Source organism: Streptomyces sp. C (assembly GCF_000158895.1).
GTDB classification, from domain to species: Bacteria; Actinomycetota; Actinomycetes; order Streptomycetales; family Streptomycetaceae; genus Streptomyces; species Streptomyces racemochromogenes.
Map to the genome: position 1 here is coordinate 1140639 of NZ_GG657750.1, position 17916 is coordinate 1158554.

The window sequence follows — 17916 nt, forward strand, 5'->3', positions numbered from 1 at the left end:
TCTTGTCCGTCGGGGTGCCGCCCTCGTCCTGGGGCTGCGAGCCGGCGGGCGGCTCCGGGACGGGAGGGGTGCGGAACCAGGAGCGCGACCAGCACGGTCAGCGCGCCGAGCACGGCGCCCGACGCCGAAGCCCCACCGGACACCCGTCGCCAGTGCGCCGGTGGCGTCGGGCGCCGTCGGCCGCCGCGGAGGCGGCGTGTCCCGTCATGACGCTGATGACCAGGGCGGTCCCGGCGGCGGCCGCGACCTGCTGGAGCGAGCCCAGGACGGCGGAGCCGTGGGGGTAGAGGTGCGGCGGCAGGACGGACAGCCCCGAGGTGAAGACGGGGGTGAAGACGAACGCCATGCCGGCGCTCAGGGCCACGTGCAGGGCGAGCACCAGCCACGGCGAGGTCCCCTCGCCCGTGAGGGCGAACAGCGCGAGGCAGACCGCGGTCACCACGGCCCCGGGTACGACCAGGCGCGGGGCGCCCAGCCGGTCGTAGAGCTTGCCGACCTGCGGGCCGAGCAGGCCCATGGTGAGGCCGCCGGGGATCAGGAGCAGTCCGGTCTGCAGCGAGGTGAGGCCGCACACCTCCTGGAGGTAGATCGGCAGGAGGATGAACGCGCCCATGAGGCCCATGAAGGACAGGCACATCAGGGCGAGCGCCACGGAGAAGTGGCGGAAGGTGAGGGTGCGCAGGTCCAGCAGCGGTGTGGACGAGCGCTGCAGTGCCAGCTGCCGCCAGGCGAACAGCGCCACCAGCACGGCGCCCACCACGGTCGTGACCGCCGGGGACACGGGGGCCTGGGAGGCGTCCCCGGCGCCGAGCTCGCTCAGCCCGTAGACCAGGGCGCCGAAGCCGGCCGCCGCCAGCGGGACGGACAGCCAGTCGATCGGGCCGGCCTGCGGCTCGCCGATGTTGACCAGGGTGCGCCGGCCGAAGAGGGCCATGGCCGCCGCGATGGGCAGCACGGCCAGGAACAGCAGCCGCCAGCTGCCCAGCTGGAGCAGCACACCGGAGACCGCGGGGCCGAGGGCGGGCGCGACGGAGATGACGAGGGTGATGTTGCCCATGACGCGGCCTCGGTCCTGCGGCGGCACGAGGGTCATCAGCGTCGTCATGAGCAGCGGCATCATGACGGCGGTGCCGCCGGCCTGGATGACGCGGGCGGCCAGCAGGACGGGGAAGGCGGGCGCGGCCGCGGCCAGGGCCGTGCCGGCGAGGAACAGCGTCATGGCGAGGCCGAAGGCGGTCCGGGTCGTCACGCGCTGGAGGAACCACCCCGTCACCGGGATGACGACGGCCATGGTGAGCATGAAGGCCGTGGAGAGCCACCCGGCGGCCGCCGCGGTGACGTCGAACTCGCGCATGAGCCTCGGAATCGCGTTGACCATGATCGTCTCGTTGAGGAACACGACGAACGTGGACAGCACGAGGACCCGCAGCACGGCGGTGACGCGGGCGGGCGGGTGGGCGGGAGGTGCGGGGGGTACGGACATGGTGCCTTCCGTCGGGTGAGCTTCCTGTGCACGTGGCCGGTCACGAGGACAGACCGCCGCGGCGGGAAGAACTCATCGGTGTCACCCGATCCTCTCGGCACGGCCGCCGGAGCTCAAACCATTTTGTCGGCCCGGATCCGGCTGCCGGACCGGGCTGCCGGACCGGGCGGGCCGACATGGACGACGGCCCCCCGGGTAGACGCCGCTCCGTGGACAGGCATCGGCACGAAGACCTGACGGGCCCCGTCCTGGGCTGGGTGCTGGAGCGCTCGCACGACGCGTCGGCGCGGCAGATACCGGCGCTGATCGACCAGGCCGCCCGACGGCTGGGCCTGGCCGGGACCCGTCTGTACCTGGCCGACCTGCGGCAGGTCCGCCTGCTGGCGCTGCCGCAGCTCGCCACCCCCCGGCCGGACGCGGCCGAGGCGACCGAGGCGGACCGGCGGGCGGAGGGGCTCGACGTCGACGGTTCCCTGGCCGGGCTCGCCTACCGCAGCCAGCGCACCCAGGTGTCCCGGGACGGCAGCACCGCCTGGGTGCCGATGATCGACGGGGTCGAGCGCATCGGCGTCATGCGGGCCACCGGGCCGGTCACGGACGAGCCGGTGCTGGAGGACTGCCGTGCCCTGGCCGGGCTGGCGACGCTGATCGTCGTCTCCAAGTCCACCCACAACGACCTCCTGGTCGAACGGACCCGCAGCCGGCCCATGACCCTGCAGGCGGAGCTGGTGTGGGGGTTCCTGCCGCCGCGCACGATCGGCACCAGCCAGGCGACCTCGACCGCCGTGCTGGAGCCGGCGTACGACATCGGCGGTGACGCCTTCGACCACAACTTCAGCGACGGCCAGCTGCACGTCACCCTGCTGGACGCCATGGGCCACGACCTCGCCTCCGGGGGCGCCAGCGCGGCCGGCCTGGCCGCGTGCCGGTCGACCCGCCGGTCGGGCGGCACGCTCTGCGACATCGCCGTCACCATCGAGCACACCCTCCGGCAGTGGATCCCGGACCGGCTGATGACGGGGATCCTCAGCAACCTCGACACCGAGCACGGGGAGTTCAGCTGGGTCAACTGCGGCCATCCGCCGCCCCTGCTGATCCGGGGCGGCCACGTCCTGCCCGAGTTCCTGGAGCGCCCGGCCCAACTGCCGTGGGGCCTGGGCTTCCACGAGCAGGACGCGCCCCGGCAGGACCGGGTGCGCCTCCAGCCCGGCGACCGGGTCCTGTGCTACAGCGACGGCGTCATCGAGGCGCGGTCGGCCTCGGGCGAGCTGTTCGGCGAGGAGCGGCTGGCCGACACCGTGATCCGCTCCATGGCCTCGGGCGCGACCGCCCCCGAGGCCCTGCGCCGCCTGGTCCTGGACGTCCTCACCCACCAGGACCAGCGGCTGTACGACGACGCCACCATCGTCCTGTCGGAATGGCACCCCACCGTCTGAGCGCCGGTCAGGGGCCGGTCTCGAAGGTGGGCGGCTTCAGCCCGTCCAGGCATCCGGTCTCCGGCGCCGCCGGGTCCTGGAAGAAGGAGACGGTGATCTCCTGCGCGCACTTCGACGTCGCGAACACCACGTGGGGTTCGTAGGGGACCGTCACGACGTGGGCCTTGCTCAGGGTCCGGGCCACGTACGGGCCGTTGTCCGCGCCGGTCTGGGCGTCGAAGCCTCCGGAGATGGCGAGGGTGGGAATGTCGCTGTTCGTGGTGTCACGGATCGAGGCCGGCGCCGGGGGGACCTTCCAGACGTCGCAGTCGGGACGCAGGGAGTTGAGCTGCGGTGCCTGCTCCTGTACCGAGCGGGGGAAGGAGGGGAAGGCTTCCCGGGCCGCCTTGAGCGCCTGCTCCTGGGTCTCGAACGGGATCCACTCGCTGCAAAAGACTCCGTAGACGAGACCGTGGGAGGTGGCCCCGATGGCCTGGGGGGCGAGCCTCCAGCCTGCCCACTGCTGCGCGATCCGCTGCGGTTTTGCCGTGCGCCAGTTCGTCGAGGGCGCGGGGCACCTGGGTCGCCGTGTGGGTCGCGGAGGTCATCCAGGTCAGCAGGGACCCGCCGTCGAGTACGACCTTCACGGGCTCCGCCCGGCCGGGGACCTTGACGGTGGTGGTCACCGGCTTGGCTTCGAGCTCGCGGACGAGGCGTTCGAAGGTGGCCTTAAGGTCCGGATAGCGGCTGTTGCACGCGGGCTGCTCCGCGCAGGCCTTGAACAGGCCGTCGAAGCCCTGCCGGGCACTGCTCCAGGCCGCGGTCGAACCGCCCCTGGACGGCGGCAGGATGCCGTCGATGCCGACCGCCCGGATGCCCTCCGGGTGCAGGCGCATGTACACCAGCGCCAGGTGGGTCCCGTAGGAGATGCCGAAGACGTTCCACTCCTTGAGGCCCAGCGCGGTGCGCAGGTCCGCGAGGTCGGCGGCGCTCTCGATGTCGTTGTACGCGCTGAGGTCGGCGCCGAGGGCGGCGAGCCGGTCGCGGCACTCCTTCGTGGCCTGGACGTGCAGGGCCTCGGTGGACGGCGCGTCGTAGACGAGGCCGACCAGGCGGGCGTTGAACTCGTCGACGTTGGGGCAGGTGAGCGCGGGGTCGGCGGAGTAGGTGCCCCGCTGGGACATGAGGATCACGTCGCGGTCGCGGTTGAGGCCGCCGTCGACCGCCATCTTCGCCTCTCCGACGGCGTCGTCGCCGGGTCCGCCGGCGAGCCAGACGATCGGGTCGGGCTTCGGCTGGGCGGCCTTGGCCGGGACGATCGCGACGCCCAGCTTGATGGTGCGGCTTCCCGGCTCGGCGCGGTTCTCGGGCACGGTGAGCGTGCCGCAGCGGGCCCCTTCGATCTCGGGGACGGGTTGCTGCGTCTTGGGGCAGGGGCCCGGCTCGTACGTGGCGTCGCCGGCCTTTCCGGCGGCCGTTCCGACCGGTCCTCCGGTGTCGTTCCGTGCCTGGGCGGGTGCGGCCAGCAGGCCGGTGATGAGGAGCCCGGTCGCGGCGCCGGCCGCTGTGGCGCGGATCCGGCGTGCGGTGCGGCGACGGGGCGCGTGGTGGGAAGCCATCTGTCCTCCCGGTCACTTCGGGGTGATCGTGAACGGTGCCGGCGTGAGGCCGGCCACGCACGAGGTGTCAGGTGCGGTCGGCCGGGCCAGGAACGAGGCCAGCACCTGCTGCGCGCACTTGGACTGCGGGACCACCCAGTGGCCGATCCCGGGGACCAGCACGGAGGTGGAGCGGGACAGGGTGCGGGAGGCGTCCTTCGCGTAGCTCGCCCCGGTCTTCATGTCGAACGTCCCGGAGATGACGAGCGCCGGTACGGAACTGACGGTGGCCACCCGGTGCCGGGCCGCGTTGTCCGCGACGTTCCAGACCTTGCACACGTCGTACTCGAAGGGCAGTTGCGGTGTCTGTGCCAGGACCGTCCGCGGCCAGCCGGGGAAGGCCTCGCGTCCGGCGGCGAGGACGTCGGGCTCCGCGGTGCCCGGGACCCACTCGGCGCACGCCACCGACTGGGTCAGTCCGTGCGCGGTCAGCCCGACCGGCTGGACGGAGTCCTTCGCGCGGCCTTGGGCGAAGCGCTCGGGGTTGCCCCGCCCGAGCTCCTCCAGGGCCGCCGGGAGGTCGACGGGCTTGACGTTGAAGCCGACCATCATGTTCAGCAGGGTGCCGCCGTCGAGGACGACCTTCACCGGCTCCCCGTCGCCCGGCGGGCGGGCGTCGAGCGTCCGGGGGTTCGCCTCCAGCTTGGTCACCTGTTCGTCCAGCGTCTTGTCGAGGCCGGGGTAGCGGCTCTTGCAGGCGGGCTGGGCCGCGCAGGCGCCGAGGACGGCGTCGAGGCCTTCGCGGGCGCTGCTCCAGCCCCACGGCAGCATCGTGACCTGCGGGGGGCTGAGCGAGTCGATCGCCAGCGCCCGGATCCCCTCGGGGTGCAGGCGCAGGTAGGTGAGGCCCAGGTTGCTGCCGTACGAGTACCCGTAGACGTTCCACTGCGCGATGCCGAGGGCCGTGCGCAGGTCGGCGAAGTCGGCGGCGTTCTCGGTGCTGTTGTAGGCGCTCAGGTCGGTCCCGTCGGCGGTGAGGCGGTCCCGGCACTCCTTGAACGCCTTCAGCAGGAGCTGCTTGGCCTCCGGGGCGTCCCAGCCGTGGGCGACGGTCTTCTCGTTGGCCCGGTCGACCTCCGGGCATGCCAGGTTCGGCTGGTCGTAGAGGTTGCCGCGCTGGGCCATGACGATCAGTTCGCGGTCCTTGTTGAGGCCGGATTCGATCAGGAAGGGGATGTCGTCGAAGGTGTCGGCGCCGGGGCCGCCCGCCATGAACACCACCGGGTCGGGGGCGGGCTTCGCCGAGGCGGGCCGGATGAGCGCCACGGCGAGCTTGATGGTGCGGCCGCCGGGGCGGGCCCGGTTCTCGGGGACCTCCAGGTACCCGCAGCGTGCCGTGCTCAGCGCCTCGATCGGCTCGGGCGTCTTCGGGCAGGCGCCGGGCACGAACCGTGCGGACGGCGCCGCCGGGCCGGTCCCGGCGGGCTGCGCCGCTGCCCCGGCGGCGGCGCCCTGTGCCGGGCCGAAGGCCGACAGGCAGGCAAGGGCGGCAGCGGCGGCCGCAGCGTGGAGGGTGTGCTTCGCCATACCGGATCCCGCTCCTCGGCCGACATCCCCGAGCGGCCCGCCGGGCGGGGCCCGGCGGTGCGGACGGAACGCACAGGACCGACGCTACCGCCCGGTCGGGGCCCCTGCACATCGGCCGCGCATCAGCGGTCCTGGATGCGCCGGAAGGGGTGCTCCGCCTCCAGCTGGAAGGCGATCTCCAGCAGGGTGCGTTCGGCGCCGGGGCGGGCGGAGAACATGACGCCCACGGGCAGTGCGTCCGGAGGGGTGCCCGGCGCGGGGAGCGAGAGCGACGGGGTGCCGACGACGTTGTCGACCGGGGTGAAGGCCACGTAGGCGAGGATCCGCTCGATCAGCGTCGGGTAGGGGACGGCGGGGCTGAGGTGGCCGATCTGCGGGGTGGTGTGGGCGAGCACGGGGGTGAGGACGAGGTCGAGCCCGCGGAAGGCGGCCGCGTACGCCTCCTTGGTGCGCCGCAGCCTGCGCAGCACCCCGGGGGTGCGCCGCCAGTTCTCCAGGTAGGTCTCGCGCAGCCCGCGGCTGAGGGGGTCCATGCGGTTGCGGTCGAAGTCCGGGCCGAGGGTGCGGCCCGTGACGCCGATGAGGAAGGACAGCATGCCCCAGTAGGTGAGGAAGTCGTCGGTGAAGGCGGGGTCGATGGCCATCTCCACCGGCTCCACGGTGTGCCCGAGCCCCTGGAGCAGGGCCGCCGTGCGGTCGACGGCCCCCCGGGTGGCGTCGTCGGACCGGACGCCGTTCGGCGAGTCCGCCAGGAAGCCGATGCGCAGCCGCTGCCCCGAGGGGCCCTCGGCCAGGCCGACGGGCGGCAGCGCGGGGTTGCGCCAGTACGTCTCGGCGGCGGCGAGGAAGGCGGCGGCGTCGCGTACGGAGCGGCTCACGACGCCGTCACAGACGAGGTCGAGCGGGAGCCGGCGGCTCTGGTCGTTCGGCACCACCCGGCCGCGGGTCGGCTTGAGGCCGACGAGTCCGCAGCAGGCGGCGGGTATCCGGATCGAGCCGCCGCCGTCGTTGGCGTGCGCGAGGGGCACCGCTCCGGCGGCGACGAGGGCCGCCGCGCCGCCCGAGGACCCGCCGGCGGAGTGGTCCGTGTGCCAGGGGTTGCGGACGGGTTCCGCGGCCTCGTACTCGGTGCTCGGGCTGAAGCCGAACTCGGGCAGCCGGGTCTTGCCCAGCACCGTGACGCCGCTGCTCAGCAGCTGCCGGGCGAAGGGCGCGTGGCGCCGGGCCGGGCCGGGCCGGAAGGCCGTGCTGCCGTGGCCGGTGGGGAGGCCCTGGTAGTCGGTGTTGTCCTTGACGAAGGTGGGCACGCCCGCGAAGGCGCCGGCGGCCGCCGGGGCGGGGGCGGGGGTGTCCGCGTACGCCTGGACCGCGTTGAGCCGGTCCTCGACCGCGCGGACCCGTTCCCGCGCGTCCCGGGCGGCCTCGGCGGCGGAGACCTCGCCCCGCCGGATCGCGGCGGCGAGGCCGACGGCGTCGTGCTCGCCGAGGGCGTCGTCCCGGAACGCGTGGACCCTGGTCAGGTCGTCGAAAGTGGTCACCGCTGATCAGCCCCCGCCGTGTGAGTGGTCGCCCGCCATCATTGCCTACCGGGAAGTAACACGGGAGGGGTTCCACGGGGTTCGGCGCGAGATCACCGGCCGGGGTCCTCTTCCGGGCCCGGCAGGTACGCGATGCACTCCACGTCGATCTGGTCCGCGAAGGCCATCAGGACGCCGGCCAGACCGAGGGTGGTCTTCGGATCGAGCGGGGCCTCGCCGTGGTAGACGACGTACAGCCACTCCCCCGCGAGGTGCCGCAGCAGGCCGGTGACCTCGCCGGCGGGGATCAGCACCCCGCCGTCCGGTACGGAGACCAGGGGGATGAACGCGTTCACGGCGGCGCCTCCCTCGGTCCGCTCCGGGTGGCGGGCCTCAGCTGCCGGGTTCGGCGGCGGCGATGGCGGCGAGGGCGGAGCCGGGATCGCTCTCGACCGCGAGGTCGCCCAGGGTGACGACGCCCACCAGCTCCCCGTCCTCCGTCTGCACGGGCAGCCGGCGCAGCGCGTTGCGCCGCATCAGGGCGACGGCGTGGTGGACGTCGTCGCCGGGCCGGACGGTGAGCGGGTCGGTGGTGCAGACGGCGTGCACGGTCGTCTCGGCCGGGTCCCGGTTCTCGGCCATGCCCCGGATGACGAGGTCCCGGTCGGTCACGATGCCGTGGAGCCGGCCCTCGTCGACGACGAGGACGTCCCCGATGTCGGCGTCCCGCATCACCCGCGCGGCCTCCGCCAGGGAGGTCAGCTTCTCGACGGTCACCGGGTTCGAGGTCATCACCTCGTGGACGCTCCGGGTCATGGGTCCTCCCGCTGTGGAAGCCGCTCCTGCCGGGCGCCTACCCGCCCCGGCGGCCCGTACGCCCCCGGGTCAGGAGTCCATGGACTCGGCGAGGGAGCGGGGGCGCAGGTCGGTCCAGTGGGTGTCGACGAAGTCCAGGCACGCGTCCCGGGTGTCCTCGCCGAAGACGGTCGTCCAGCCGCCGGGCACCGGGGCGAAGGAGGGCCAGAGCGAGTGCTGGCCCTCGTCGTTCACCAGGACCAGGAAACGGCCTTCGGCGTCGTCGAACGGATTGGTGCTCACGGTCGCTGCCTCCCCGGGACGTTCTGATTAGGTTAGGCTCACCTGACTGCGATGAGCTTAGACGTTCCCCCTTGCCGCTCACAAGGAGACCTCGATGCGACCCACGGACGCGGTCAACCGCCCTTCGGAGGGCCCCGGGAGCGCCTTCACCGGCTACGGGCTCCCGGCCCCTCCCGGCAGCGAGGAGTTCTGGTCGGCCGTGGGCGCGGCGGGCCCTCCCGCGTCGGTGCCCGCCGGCGAGGGCGCGGGCTGGACGACCCTGTTCCTGTGGCGCGGCTCCCCGGCGGAGGTGGTCTTCGAGAGCTGGTCCGACCCCGTGCCGCTGCGCCGGTGGGCGGGCACCGACTGCTGGTACGCCGAGGTGCCGATGCCCGAACGGCTGCGCGTGACCTACTGGTTCCGCGCCGGCGGCGCCGCGTACGCCGATCCCTTCAACCCGGTCGGGGCGGGCGGCGACCGGTCCATCGCCGCGACCCCCGACGCCCCGGCGCAGCCGTACTGGCCCGGCCTCGGTCCGGACGCCGTGCTGCCGCTGCCCCGCGCCCGGATCCGCTGGGCCGCCGCGGGGGCCGGCGGACGGCGCACCGTACGCCTCCACCCGGTGGGCGGCGGCGGGCCGGTGGTGCTGCTGCTCGACGGGGACGACTGGCTCTACCTGCACCCGGCGATGACCGCCTTCGACGCGGCCGCGGCCGCCGGCGCGGTGCCTCCCCTCACGCTCGTCTTCCTGCCGGCCAAGGACCGGGAGGCCGAGTTCGCGTGCGGGCCGCGGCTGTGGGAAGCGGTCCGGGACGAACTGCTGCCGCTGGTGGCGGAGTCCGGGGTGCCCGCCGACCCGGACCGGCTCGTGGTCGCGGGCCAGAGCCTCGGCGGGCTCAGCGCGGTGTACGCGGCGCTGGAGTTCCCCGAGCTGGTGTCCCGGGTGGCCTGCCAGTCGGGGTCCTTCTGGTGGACGCCCGGCGCCCAGGGCTCGGCGGACCCGCTGGGCGGGCCGCTCGGCGGCGCGGTCGCCGCGCGGCTGCGCGAGCGTCCCGACCTGTCCGGGCTGCGGGTCGCCTTCGACGTCGGGGAGCACGAGACGCGGATGCTGCCGCACTGCGCGGTGACCGAGACCCTGGCCGAGCGGGCCGGGGCAGCCGTACGAATCTCGCGCTCGGCGTCGGCGCACGACCGGGCGGGGTGGCGTCACGCCCTGCTGCGCGACGTCGCCTGGGCCCTCGGCTGATCCCCGGGACGCCCCCCGGGGCCCGTCGTCAACGGGCCACGGCCCGGCCGTAGTCGGCGTCGCCGGCCAGCAGGTTGCGGTGGGTGTCCTCGGCCGTGATGACACCGCCGTCCAGGACGAGGACCCGGTCGGCGGCGTCCAGGAGCGGCGGACTGCTCGTGATCACGACCGTGGTACGGCCCCGGCGCAGTTCCGCGACGCCCCGCGCGATGAGCTGTTCGGTGACCGCGTCGACGGCCGTCGTCGGGTCGTGCAGCACCAGGATCTCGCTGTCGGCGGCCAGCGCCCGGGCCAGGGAGAGGCGTTGGCGCTGTCCTCCGGAGAGGTTCGCGCCGCGGTCGCGGACGGGGTGGTCGAGCCCCTCGCGGTGCAGGGCGACGACATCGCCCAGCATCGACGCCCCGACCGCCTCGGGGACCTTCGTGCCGGTGCCCGAGGGGTCGATGTTGGTGCGGAGGGTGCCCGCGAAGATCTCCGCGTCGTACGGGTTCACCAGCAGCCGCGCCCGGACCGCGTCCACCGACAGGCCCGCGACGTCCCGCCCGCCGAGCCGCACCGCTCCCTCGTACGCGCCCGGTGGCACCCGCAGGGCCAGCACCGAGGCGAGGTCGGCGGCGGCGCGCGGCTGGTAGGCGGCGATCGCCACGAACTCCCCCGCCGGCACCCGGAACCGCAGCCCGTCGAGCGCTCCGTGGCGGACGCCGTCGACCTCCAGGTCCGATCCGGGGGCCGGGCGGTCCGTGCCCGGGACGGCCACCGGGGGCGCGGCCAGCAGCAGGGCCATGCGCTCGGCGGAGGCGCGGGCCGTCATCACGTACTTCGGCATGTCCGAGACAGCTTGAGCGGCTCCATGACGAACTGTGCGAGGCCCACGGCCATGACGAGCTGGCCGATGGTGTATGGCGCCCTCGAAAGCCAGCCCGCCGGCGGTGAGGGTCACCGCGGCGGCGAGGACCGCGTTGAGGGCGAGCGCGGTGCCCGCGTACGCGCCGTTGACCCGGGCGACGGCGACCGCCTGCCGTCTCGCCTCGGTGCTGACCTCCCGGTACGAGCGGAACGCCGCGTGGTTGCCGCCGAAGCCGTGCAGCGGGCGCAGGCCGGCGATCAGGTCGGCGACCTTGGCCCCGGCGCGCGCGACCCGGGCCTGCTGTTCGCGGGTGCCCGCGCCGATCCGCCGGGACAGCACGCTCAGGACCGACAGGATCGCCACGGTGCCGGCGATGACCAGCAGCCCGAGGCGGAGGTCGGCCAGGCCCAGTGCGACGGCCGCGACGAGGACCGCCACGAGGGAGCTGATCAGCAGGGGCACCACCTCGATGATGTCGGCGGTCTGGTCGGCGTCCTCGGTGGCGAGGGTCAGCACCTCGCCGGACTTCAGCCCGGTGTCACGGGCCACCGGCTGGAGTCCGCAGTCCGCGACGCGGACCCGCCAGCGGTGGGCCTCGGTGGTGTTGGCCTTCTGCAGGACCCGCATGCCGAACCGCCACGACAGCGACACCGTCGTGATGATCACGGCCAGTGCGGCGACCGACAGGACGAGCGCGCCCGGGCTGCGCTCCCGCAGCGCGAGCTCGACGATCAGGCCGAGCGCGATGGGGAAGGCGGTCTCGCCGGCCTGGTACAGCCCCATGAGGAGGGTGCCCCGGGCCATGGCGCCGAGGTTGCGGCGCAGCGCGGTGCGCAGGATGTCGGAGCCCGTGCGCGGCTCCCGCGGGTCAGGAGTGTTCATCGAGGTGTCGGGCGATCGCTTCCGGGGTGCGCAGGGTGAACAGGTCTCGGACGGTGATGACGGGTCCGTACTCGCGGCGGAGCAGCCCGATGAGCCGCACCGCCAGCATGGAGTGCCCGCCGAGGGACACGAAGTCGCCCACCGCGCTCACCTCGTCGTCGTCCAGGTCCAGTGCCTCCGCGAAGCAGGCCCGGACCGCGGTCTCGGTCCCGGGGCGCGGGCCCCGCTCCCCCGCGGTGGTGAGCGCGCCGAGCGGCCTGGCCTCCGGGAGCGCCCCGGTGTCGGCCTTCCCGTTGACGGTCAGCGGTATGCCGTCGACCCGCGCGTAGTGGGTCGGGCGCAGGAAGTCCGGCAGGGCGGCGCACACCTCGGCGGCGACGTCGGCCAGTTCGGCGCCGTCCTCCAGGACGAGGTAGGCCGCCAGCCGGTGTGCTCCGGCGGTCCGCGGGTCGGGCTGGGCGACGGCGGCCGCGAACCGGACCGCCGGGTGCGCGGTGAACGCGGCCTCGACCTCGCCGGGTTCGACGCGGTGGCCCCGGATCTTGACCTGCTGGTCGGTGCGGCCGAGGTAGGCGAGGTTCCCGTCGGGCCGCCGCAGCACCAGGTCGCCGGTGCGGTACATCCGTTCGCCGGGCGCGCCGAACGGGCAGGCCGTGAAGCGGTGCGCGGTCTGGCCGGGCTGTCCGAGGTAGCCGCGGGCGGTGCCGATGCCCGAGACGTACAGCTCGCCGGGCACTCCGTCGGGCAGCGGCCGCAGCCAGGGGTCGAGCACGTACACGTCGGTGTTGTCGATGGGTACGCCGACCACCGGGTCCTGGCATTCGAAGGTGCCGACGCCGAGGGTGTTGATGGTGTACTCGGTGGGCCCGTACAGGTTGTAGCCGGCGGTGCCGCGGGTGTCGGCGAGCCGCTGCCACAGGGCCGGGGTGACGGCCTCGCCGCCCAGTAGCACCAGCGCGGGGCGCCGTTCCGGGTCGTCGAGGAGGCCTTCGGCCACCAGCTGCTGCGCGTAGGTCGGGGTGACGTTGACGACGTCGATGCGGTGTTCGAGGCAGTAGGCGGTCAGCCGGGGGGCGTCGCGGCGCAGTTCCTCGTCGCAGACGTGCACTTCGTGGCCGTCGGCGAGCCACAGGAGCTCCTCCCACGACATGTCGAAGGCGAAGGACACGGTGTGGGCGATGCGGAAGGTGCGGTGCCGGTGTTCGGCGAGGACGGGTTCGAAGATCCGGCGCTGGTGGTTGAGCAGCATGTTGGTGAGCCCGGCGTACTCGGTGACCACGCCCTTGGGCCGGCCGGTGGAGCCGGAGGTGTGGATCGTGTAGGCGGGGTGCCGCAGCCGGTGCGGGTCCCCGGGCGCGAACGTCGTGAGCGGTGGGGCCTCGGGGAGCGGCCGGTCCAGTTCGATCAGGTCGCCGGTCAGCCGGGGGGCGACGGCGCTGACGGTGAGGACCGCGTCGGGGCGGGCGTCCGCGAGGACGGCGGCGATCCGCTCGTCGGGGTGGTCCAGTTCCAGCGGCACGTACGCGGCCCCGGTGCGCAGCACCGCGAACAGCGCCACGATCGTGTCGAGGGAGCGCGGGACGGCGAGGGCCACGGTCTTCTCGGGGCCGATGCCGCGCCGGGCGAGGACCCCGGCGACGCGGCGGCTGCGGTCGCGGAGCCGGCCGAAGGTCATCTCGCGGCCGTGGGCGACGAGCGCGACCCGCTCGGGGTGGCGGTCCGCCGCGCGGTCGAACCGGTCGACGACGGTGTCCGTGCCGATGTCGGTGCGGACGCCGGCCACGGGGTCGGGGCCGAGTCCCGGCAGGGCGCCGACGGGTCCGTCGGCGCGGGCCAGGTCGTCGAGGACGCGCAGGTAGTCGTCGAGGAGGCGGCGCGCGGCGGGCGTGTCGTGGTCGCGGTACTCCAGCTTGACGGTGAGGCGTTCGCCCGGGGTGACGACCCAGGTGAACGGGTAGTGGGTGGAGTCGTCGGCGCGGACCGCGGTGATGCCGTGCCGGGTGTTCATCGCGGCGAAGGCGTCCGGGTCGAGGAAGTTCTGGAGCACGAACAGGTTGTCGAAGAGGGTGTCGTGGCCGCCGGCCCGCTGGATCTCGCCGAGTCCCAGGTGCTCGTGCTCCATCGCGGCGACCCGGGCCTCCTGTACGTCCGTCAGGTACTCCCGTACCGTCGCGGCCGGCCGGGGCCGGGTCCACACGGGCACGGTGTTGAGGAGTACGCCGACGATCCCGGACAGGCCCTCGCCCTCGCGGCCGGAGACGGTCGCGCCGAACACGGCGTCGGCGCGGCCCGTGCGCGCGCCGAGCAGCAGGCCGAACGCGCCGGTCAGCACGGTGTTCAGGGTGACGCCGTGCGCCCGGGCGGCGTCCCGCAGGCGCTGTGAGCGCTCGGCGGAGAGGGTGTCGACGAGGGTGCGGGGCAGGCCGTCCGCGAGGGCGGGCGCCGGTCCGGCGAGGAGGGTGGGGCCGGGGAGGCCGGCGAGGTGCTCCGCCCAGAAGCGTTCCGCCGCCGCGGTGTCCTGGGCGGCGAGCGTCCGGGCGTACTCCTCGAAGCCGGGCGCGGCGGGGGCCGGGGCGGTGAGGGTCCCGGTGAGGGCGGCCTCGTAGGCGTCGAACAGGTCGCGCAGCACGGTCTCGCGGGACCAGCCGTCCCACAGCAGCAGGTGGTAGCTGAGCAGCAGGCCGTCGCGGCCGCCGGGCAGGCGCACCACGGTCAGCCGGAGCAGCGGCGGCTCGGCGGGGTCGAATCCGGTGTCGCGGTCGCCGGCGAGGAGGTCCTCGACCTCCGCGTCCGTGGTGAGGGAGAGGGTGCGGACGGGGACGCGCCGGCCCGCCGCGAGGACCTGGACCGGGTTGCCGTCGTCGTCGGTGGTGAAGCCGGCGCCGACGGCGGGGTGGCGTGCCGTCACCCAGGCCATGGCGTCGGCGAGGGCGCCGGGGTCGAGGCGGCGGTCGAAGGTGAACCAGCTCTGGGCGACGTAGTGTCCGGCGGGGCCGCCCAGCTGGGCCTTGGAAGTACAGGCGCGCTGGAGCGGGGGTGACCGGCGCCGTGCGCTCGGCCGTCCGGCGCGTCGCGGAGGTGTTCCAGGGCGTCCAGCCAGTGCCCGGGTGATCTCGTCGGGGACGCCGTCGGCGAGCGTGAACTCGGCGTGCAGGCCGCCGGTGGCGGCGTCGGTCCAGGCGTTGACCTCGACGGCGTACGGGCTGCCCTGTGGCCGCCGGTGATGCGCGGAACCTGCGATTCGCCGCTCCGGCCGAGGTAGTTGAGGAGGACCTGCGGGGTGCCGGCGGCGGCCAGCAGAGGGGCGGTCTGCGGGTCGAGGTGGCGCAGCCGTCCGTAGGCGAGGTGGGCCGCCGCGTCGGGCCGGCGTAGGGCGGCCTCGCGGGCGGCGGCGAGGGGGTCGGTGTGGGCGGTGAGGCGTACGGGGGCGATGGAGGTGAACCAGCCGACGGTGCGGGTGTAGTCGTGGTGGGGCAGCACCGGGTCCCGGCCGTGCCGCTCCAGGTCGAACGCGAGGTCGGCGGGCGCGGGCTGGATGCGGGTCAGGGCGGTGCGCAGGGCGCCGCACAGCACTTCGGTGAGGCCGGTGCCGAGGGCGTCGGGGGCGGTGCGGGTGAGGACGTCGGCGGTGGCGGGCGGGAGCACGGCCGTGGTCACGCGCAGCCGGCCGGAGGGCCCGCCGGGCAGCAGCGGGGGCGCCTGGAGGGTGTGCAGCCAGTGCCCCGGACCGGCCGCGCCGGGGTCGGCTCCGTGTGCCAGGGCGCGCGCGTACTCGGCGTAGGAGGTGGTCGGCGGGGCGGGCGGGGCACCGCGCAGGGCGGCGGCCAGGTCGTCCAGCAGGACCAGCCAGGACACGGCGTCGACGGCGAGGTGGTGCGCGGTGACGACCAGGGTCCGGGCCGGCTCCAGCCAGGTGAAGGCGACGACGTCCCCGCCGGTGGGGTCGAGCCGTCCGGCGGCCTCGTTCGCGGCGGCCTCCGCGTCGGCCGTGTCCGCCCGTACGAGTTCCACCGCGCGGGCGGGTCCGGTGCTCAGCGACCACACCCCGTGCGCGGTGCTCAGCCGCAGCCGCAGGACGGGGTGCGCGGCGACGAGGGCGTTCGCGGCGCGCTCGGCGTCGGCGGGTCCGGTGCCCTCGGGGGCGGGGAGGGTCCGGGCCTGGGCGAACCGGGCGAGGGAGCCGCCCAGTTCCCGCTGGCGCAGGAAGATCGGGGTGGGGAGCAGCGGGCCTTCGTCCCGGGCGGGAGCGGGGACGGGGGCCGGGGGTGTCCCGGGGGTGGCGGCGGCCAGGTGTTCGGCGAGCGCGCGCGGGGTCCGGTGCAGGAACACGTCCCGGGGCGTGACCGGGTGGCCCAGTGCCCTGGCCCGGTTGACGACGGTGATGGCGAGGATGCTGTCGCCGCCGGCCCGGAAGAAGTCGCTGTCGGCGTCGACGTCGGTGCCGGGCAGGGTGTCGGAGAAGACGGCGACCAGGGCGGCCAGCGCGGGGCCGGCGGGGGCCGCCGGGAGGTCCTGGGGGCGTTCGGCCCGCTCGGTCAGGGCCGCCCGGTCCAGTTTCCCGTTGACGGTCAGCGGCAGGGCGTCGGCCGTGAGGACCCGGGCGGGCACCATGTGGGCGGGCAGCCGGGCGGAGAGCGCCCGGGTGAGGGCGTCGGGGCCGCCCGGGAGCCGGCCGACGACGTGGGCGACGAGGTGGTCGCCGCCGGCCACGGTGACGGCCGCGTCGGTCACCCCGTCGAGTTCCCGGATCGCGGCCTCGACCTCCCCGGGTTCGATGCGGAAGCCCTTGAGCTGGACCTGGTCGTCGGCGCGGCCGGTGAACTCCAGCCCGCCGCCGAGGGTGCGGCGGGCGAGGTCGCCCGTGTGGTACATGCGGGAGCCGTCGCCCGCGAACGGGTCGGCCACGAAGCGGCCGGCCGTGAGCCCCGGCCGGCCGAGGTAGCCGAGGGCGACCTGGCCGCCCGCCACGTAGACCGCGCCGACGCGGCCGGGCGGCACCGGCCGGAGCCGGTCGTCGAGCAGGTGGACGACCAGGCCGGGGAGCGGGGTCCCGATGGGGCTGGCGTCGTCGTCGCGGACGAAGTCCGCTTCGGTCAGCCGCCGTTGGGTGACGTGGACGGTGGTCTCGGTGATCCCGTACATGTTGACCAGTTCGGGCGAGTCCGTGCCGTGCCGTTCGACCCAGCCGCGCAGCCGGGTGAGGTCCAGGGCCTCCCCGCCGAAGACGATCCGGCGCAGTGCGGTGGCCGGGGAGCCGGCCTGCCGGTCGGCCTCGGTGAACTGGTGGAAGGCCGAGGGGGTCTGGTTGAGGACGGTCACTCCGCGTTCGCGGACCAGCCGGTGGAAGTCGGCCGGGGAGCGGGTCAGTGCGTAGTCCGGGACGAGGAGTTCTGCGCCGTGGGCGAGCGCGCCCCACAGTTCCCAGACCGCGAAGTCGAAGGCGTACGAGTGGAACTGCACCCAGACGTCGTCCGGTGAGGGGTCCAGGTCGTGCCAGGTGTTCGCCAGCAGGGCCACCACGGCGGCGTGGGTGACGACGACGCCCTTGGGCCTGCCGGTGGAACCAGAAGTGTGGATCACGTACGCGGGGTCGTGCGGGCCCGCCCCCGCGTGCGGGCCGGCGGTGTCCCGCGGCACCGGCTCCTCCCCCGGCACCAGCAGCCGGGCCGGCACCCCCGCCCGGGCCAGCAGCCCGGCGAGGCGCTCCCGCTGCCCGGGTGCGACGAGCACGGCCTGCGGGGCGGAGTCGGCGAGCACGAACTCCAGGCGTTCGTCCGGGTGGGCCGGGTCCAGCGGTACGTACGCGCCGCCCGCTCCGACGACGGCGAGCACGGCGGTGATCTGCTCCAGGCCGCGCGGCAGGGCGAGGGCGACCCGCGTCCCCGGTCCGACGCCGGCGGCGCGCAGGACGGAGGCCAGGTCCCGCTGCGCGGCCGCCAGTTCGCCGTAGGTCAGCGAGCGGCCGGTGCCGTCCAGGGCGCACTCGGTGACGGCGGTCGCCGCCGGGTCCCGGCGGGCGGCGGCGTCGAAGAGCGCGCCGAGGGTCGTACGGGCGGCCGCGGCGGGGAGCCGGGCCGTGCCGGCGGGGGCCAGGCCGGCGACGGGGGCGTCGGGGCTGGTGAGCAGGGTGGTGAGGGTGTGGTTGAAGGTGTCGAGGAGGGCGCGGGCGTCCTCCTCGCCCAGCAGTGCGCGGTCGTGGATCAGGTTGAAGCGCGGGCCGCCTCCGCCGGGGCGTTCCACCACGAGGGTGAGGGGGTAGTGCGG

At 74.8% G+C, this 17916-nt stretch carries 10 protein-coding genes and 2 pseudogenes; 2 read left to right on the plus strand and 10 right to left on the minus strand.

The window, feature by feature from the left end; translation table 11 throughout:
* Nucleotides 1–97 precede the first annotated feature (97 nt).
* The gene (locus SSNG_RS05010; protein ID WP_007262713.1) at nt 98–1483 is read right to left on the minus strand and encodes a DHA2 family efflux MFS transporter permease subunit; all 1386 of its coding nucleotides are present in this window, start codon (nt 1481–1483) and stop codon (nt 98–100) included.
* Between the two features lie 209 nt (nt 1484–1692).
* On the opposite strand from SSNG_RS05010, the gene SSNG_RS05015 reads away from it, so the two are divergent.
* On the plus strand, nt 1693–2919 hold the full coding sequence (locus SSNG_RS05015; RefSeq protein ID WP_241694995.1) for a PP2C family protein-serine/threonine phosphatase: 1227 nt from the start codon (nt 1693–1695) through the stop codon (nt 2917–2919).
* A 7-nt stretch (nt 2920–2926) separates the two neighbouring features.
* Here the strand turns inward: SSNG_RS05015 and SSNG_RS45215 are convergent, their stop codons facing one another.
* The 7 genes from SSNG_RS45215 to SSNG_RS05045 all read right to left on the minus strand — a co-directional run bounded on the left by SSNG_RS45215 (nt 2927) and on the right by SSNG_RS05045 (nt 8698).
* A complete protein-coding gene (locus tag SSNG_RS45215) occupies nt 2927–3238 on the minus strand; it encodes an alpha/beta hydrolase (protein WP_347232497.1) in 312 nt (103 codons plus the stop codon).
* Nucleotides 3183–4517, minus strand: a complete 1335-nt coding sequence (locus SSNG_RS05020; RefSeq protein ID WP_007262715.1) for an alpha/beta hydrolase — start codon at nt 4515–4517, stop codon at nt 3183–3185. Before SSNG_RS05020 ends, SSNG_RS45215 begins: the two co-directional genes overlap by 56 nt.
* 12 nt (nt 4518–4529) lie before the next feature.
* A complete protein-coding gene (locus tag SSNG_RS05025; protein WP_007262716.1) occupies nt 4530–6083 on the minus strand; it encodes an alpha/beta fold hydrolase in 1554 nt (517 codons plus the stop codon).
* Nucleotides 6084–6205: 122 nt separating this feature from the next.
* Complete coding sequence (locus SSNG_RS05030) at nt 6206–7621, minus strand: amidase (RefSeq protein WP_007262717.1); 1416 nt, start codon at nt 7619–7621, stop codon at nt 6206–6208.
* A 92-nt stretch (nt 7622–7713) separates the two neighbouring features.
* Nucleotides 7714–7956, minus strand: a complete 243-nt coding sequence (locus SSNG_RS05035) for a DUF6213 family protein (RefSeq protein WP_007262718.1) — start codon at nt 7954–7956, stop codon at nt 7714–7716.
* A gap of 37 nt (nt 7957–7993) precedes the next feature.
* Nucleotides 7994–8416, minus strand: a complete 423-nt coding sequence (locus SSNG_RS05040; protein ID WP_007262719.1) for a CBS domain-containing protein — start codon at nt 8414–8416, stop codon at nt 7994–7996.
* A gap of 69 nt (nt 8417–8485) precedes the next feature.
* Nucleotides 8486–8698 carry an MbtH family protein gene (locus SSNG_RS05045; RefSeq protein WP_007262720.1) on the minus strand — a complete coding sequence of 71 codons (213 nt, stop codon included), beginning with the start codon at nt 8696–8698 and terminating at the stop codon, nt 8486–8488.
* A gap of 94 nt (nt 8699–8792) precedes the next feature.
* Between SSNG_RS05045 and SSNG_RS05050 the strand changes: the two genes are divergently transcribed.
* Nucleotides 8793–9923: an alpha/beta hydrolase-fold protein gene (locus tag SSNG_RS05050; protein ID WP_007262721.1), complete on the plus strand. Its 1131-nt coding sequence runs from the start codon at nt 8793–8795 to the stop codon at nt 9921–9923.
* A 28-nt stretch (nt 9924–9951) separates the two neighbouring features.
* Here SSNG_RS05050 and SSNG_RS05055 read toward each other — a convergent pair.
* Together SSNG_RS05055 and SSNG_RS05060 are read right to left on the minus strand one after the other, a co-directional pair.
* Nucleotides 9952–11652 (minus strand): annotated as a pseudogene (locus SSNG_RS05055) (ABC transporter ATP-binding protein).
* Nucleotides 11639–17916: pseudogene (locus SSNG_RS05060) on the minus strand (amino acid adenylation domain-containing protein); the annotation flags it as partial. The pseudogenes SSNG_RS05055 and SSNG_RS05060, both read right to left, overlap by 14 nt.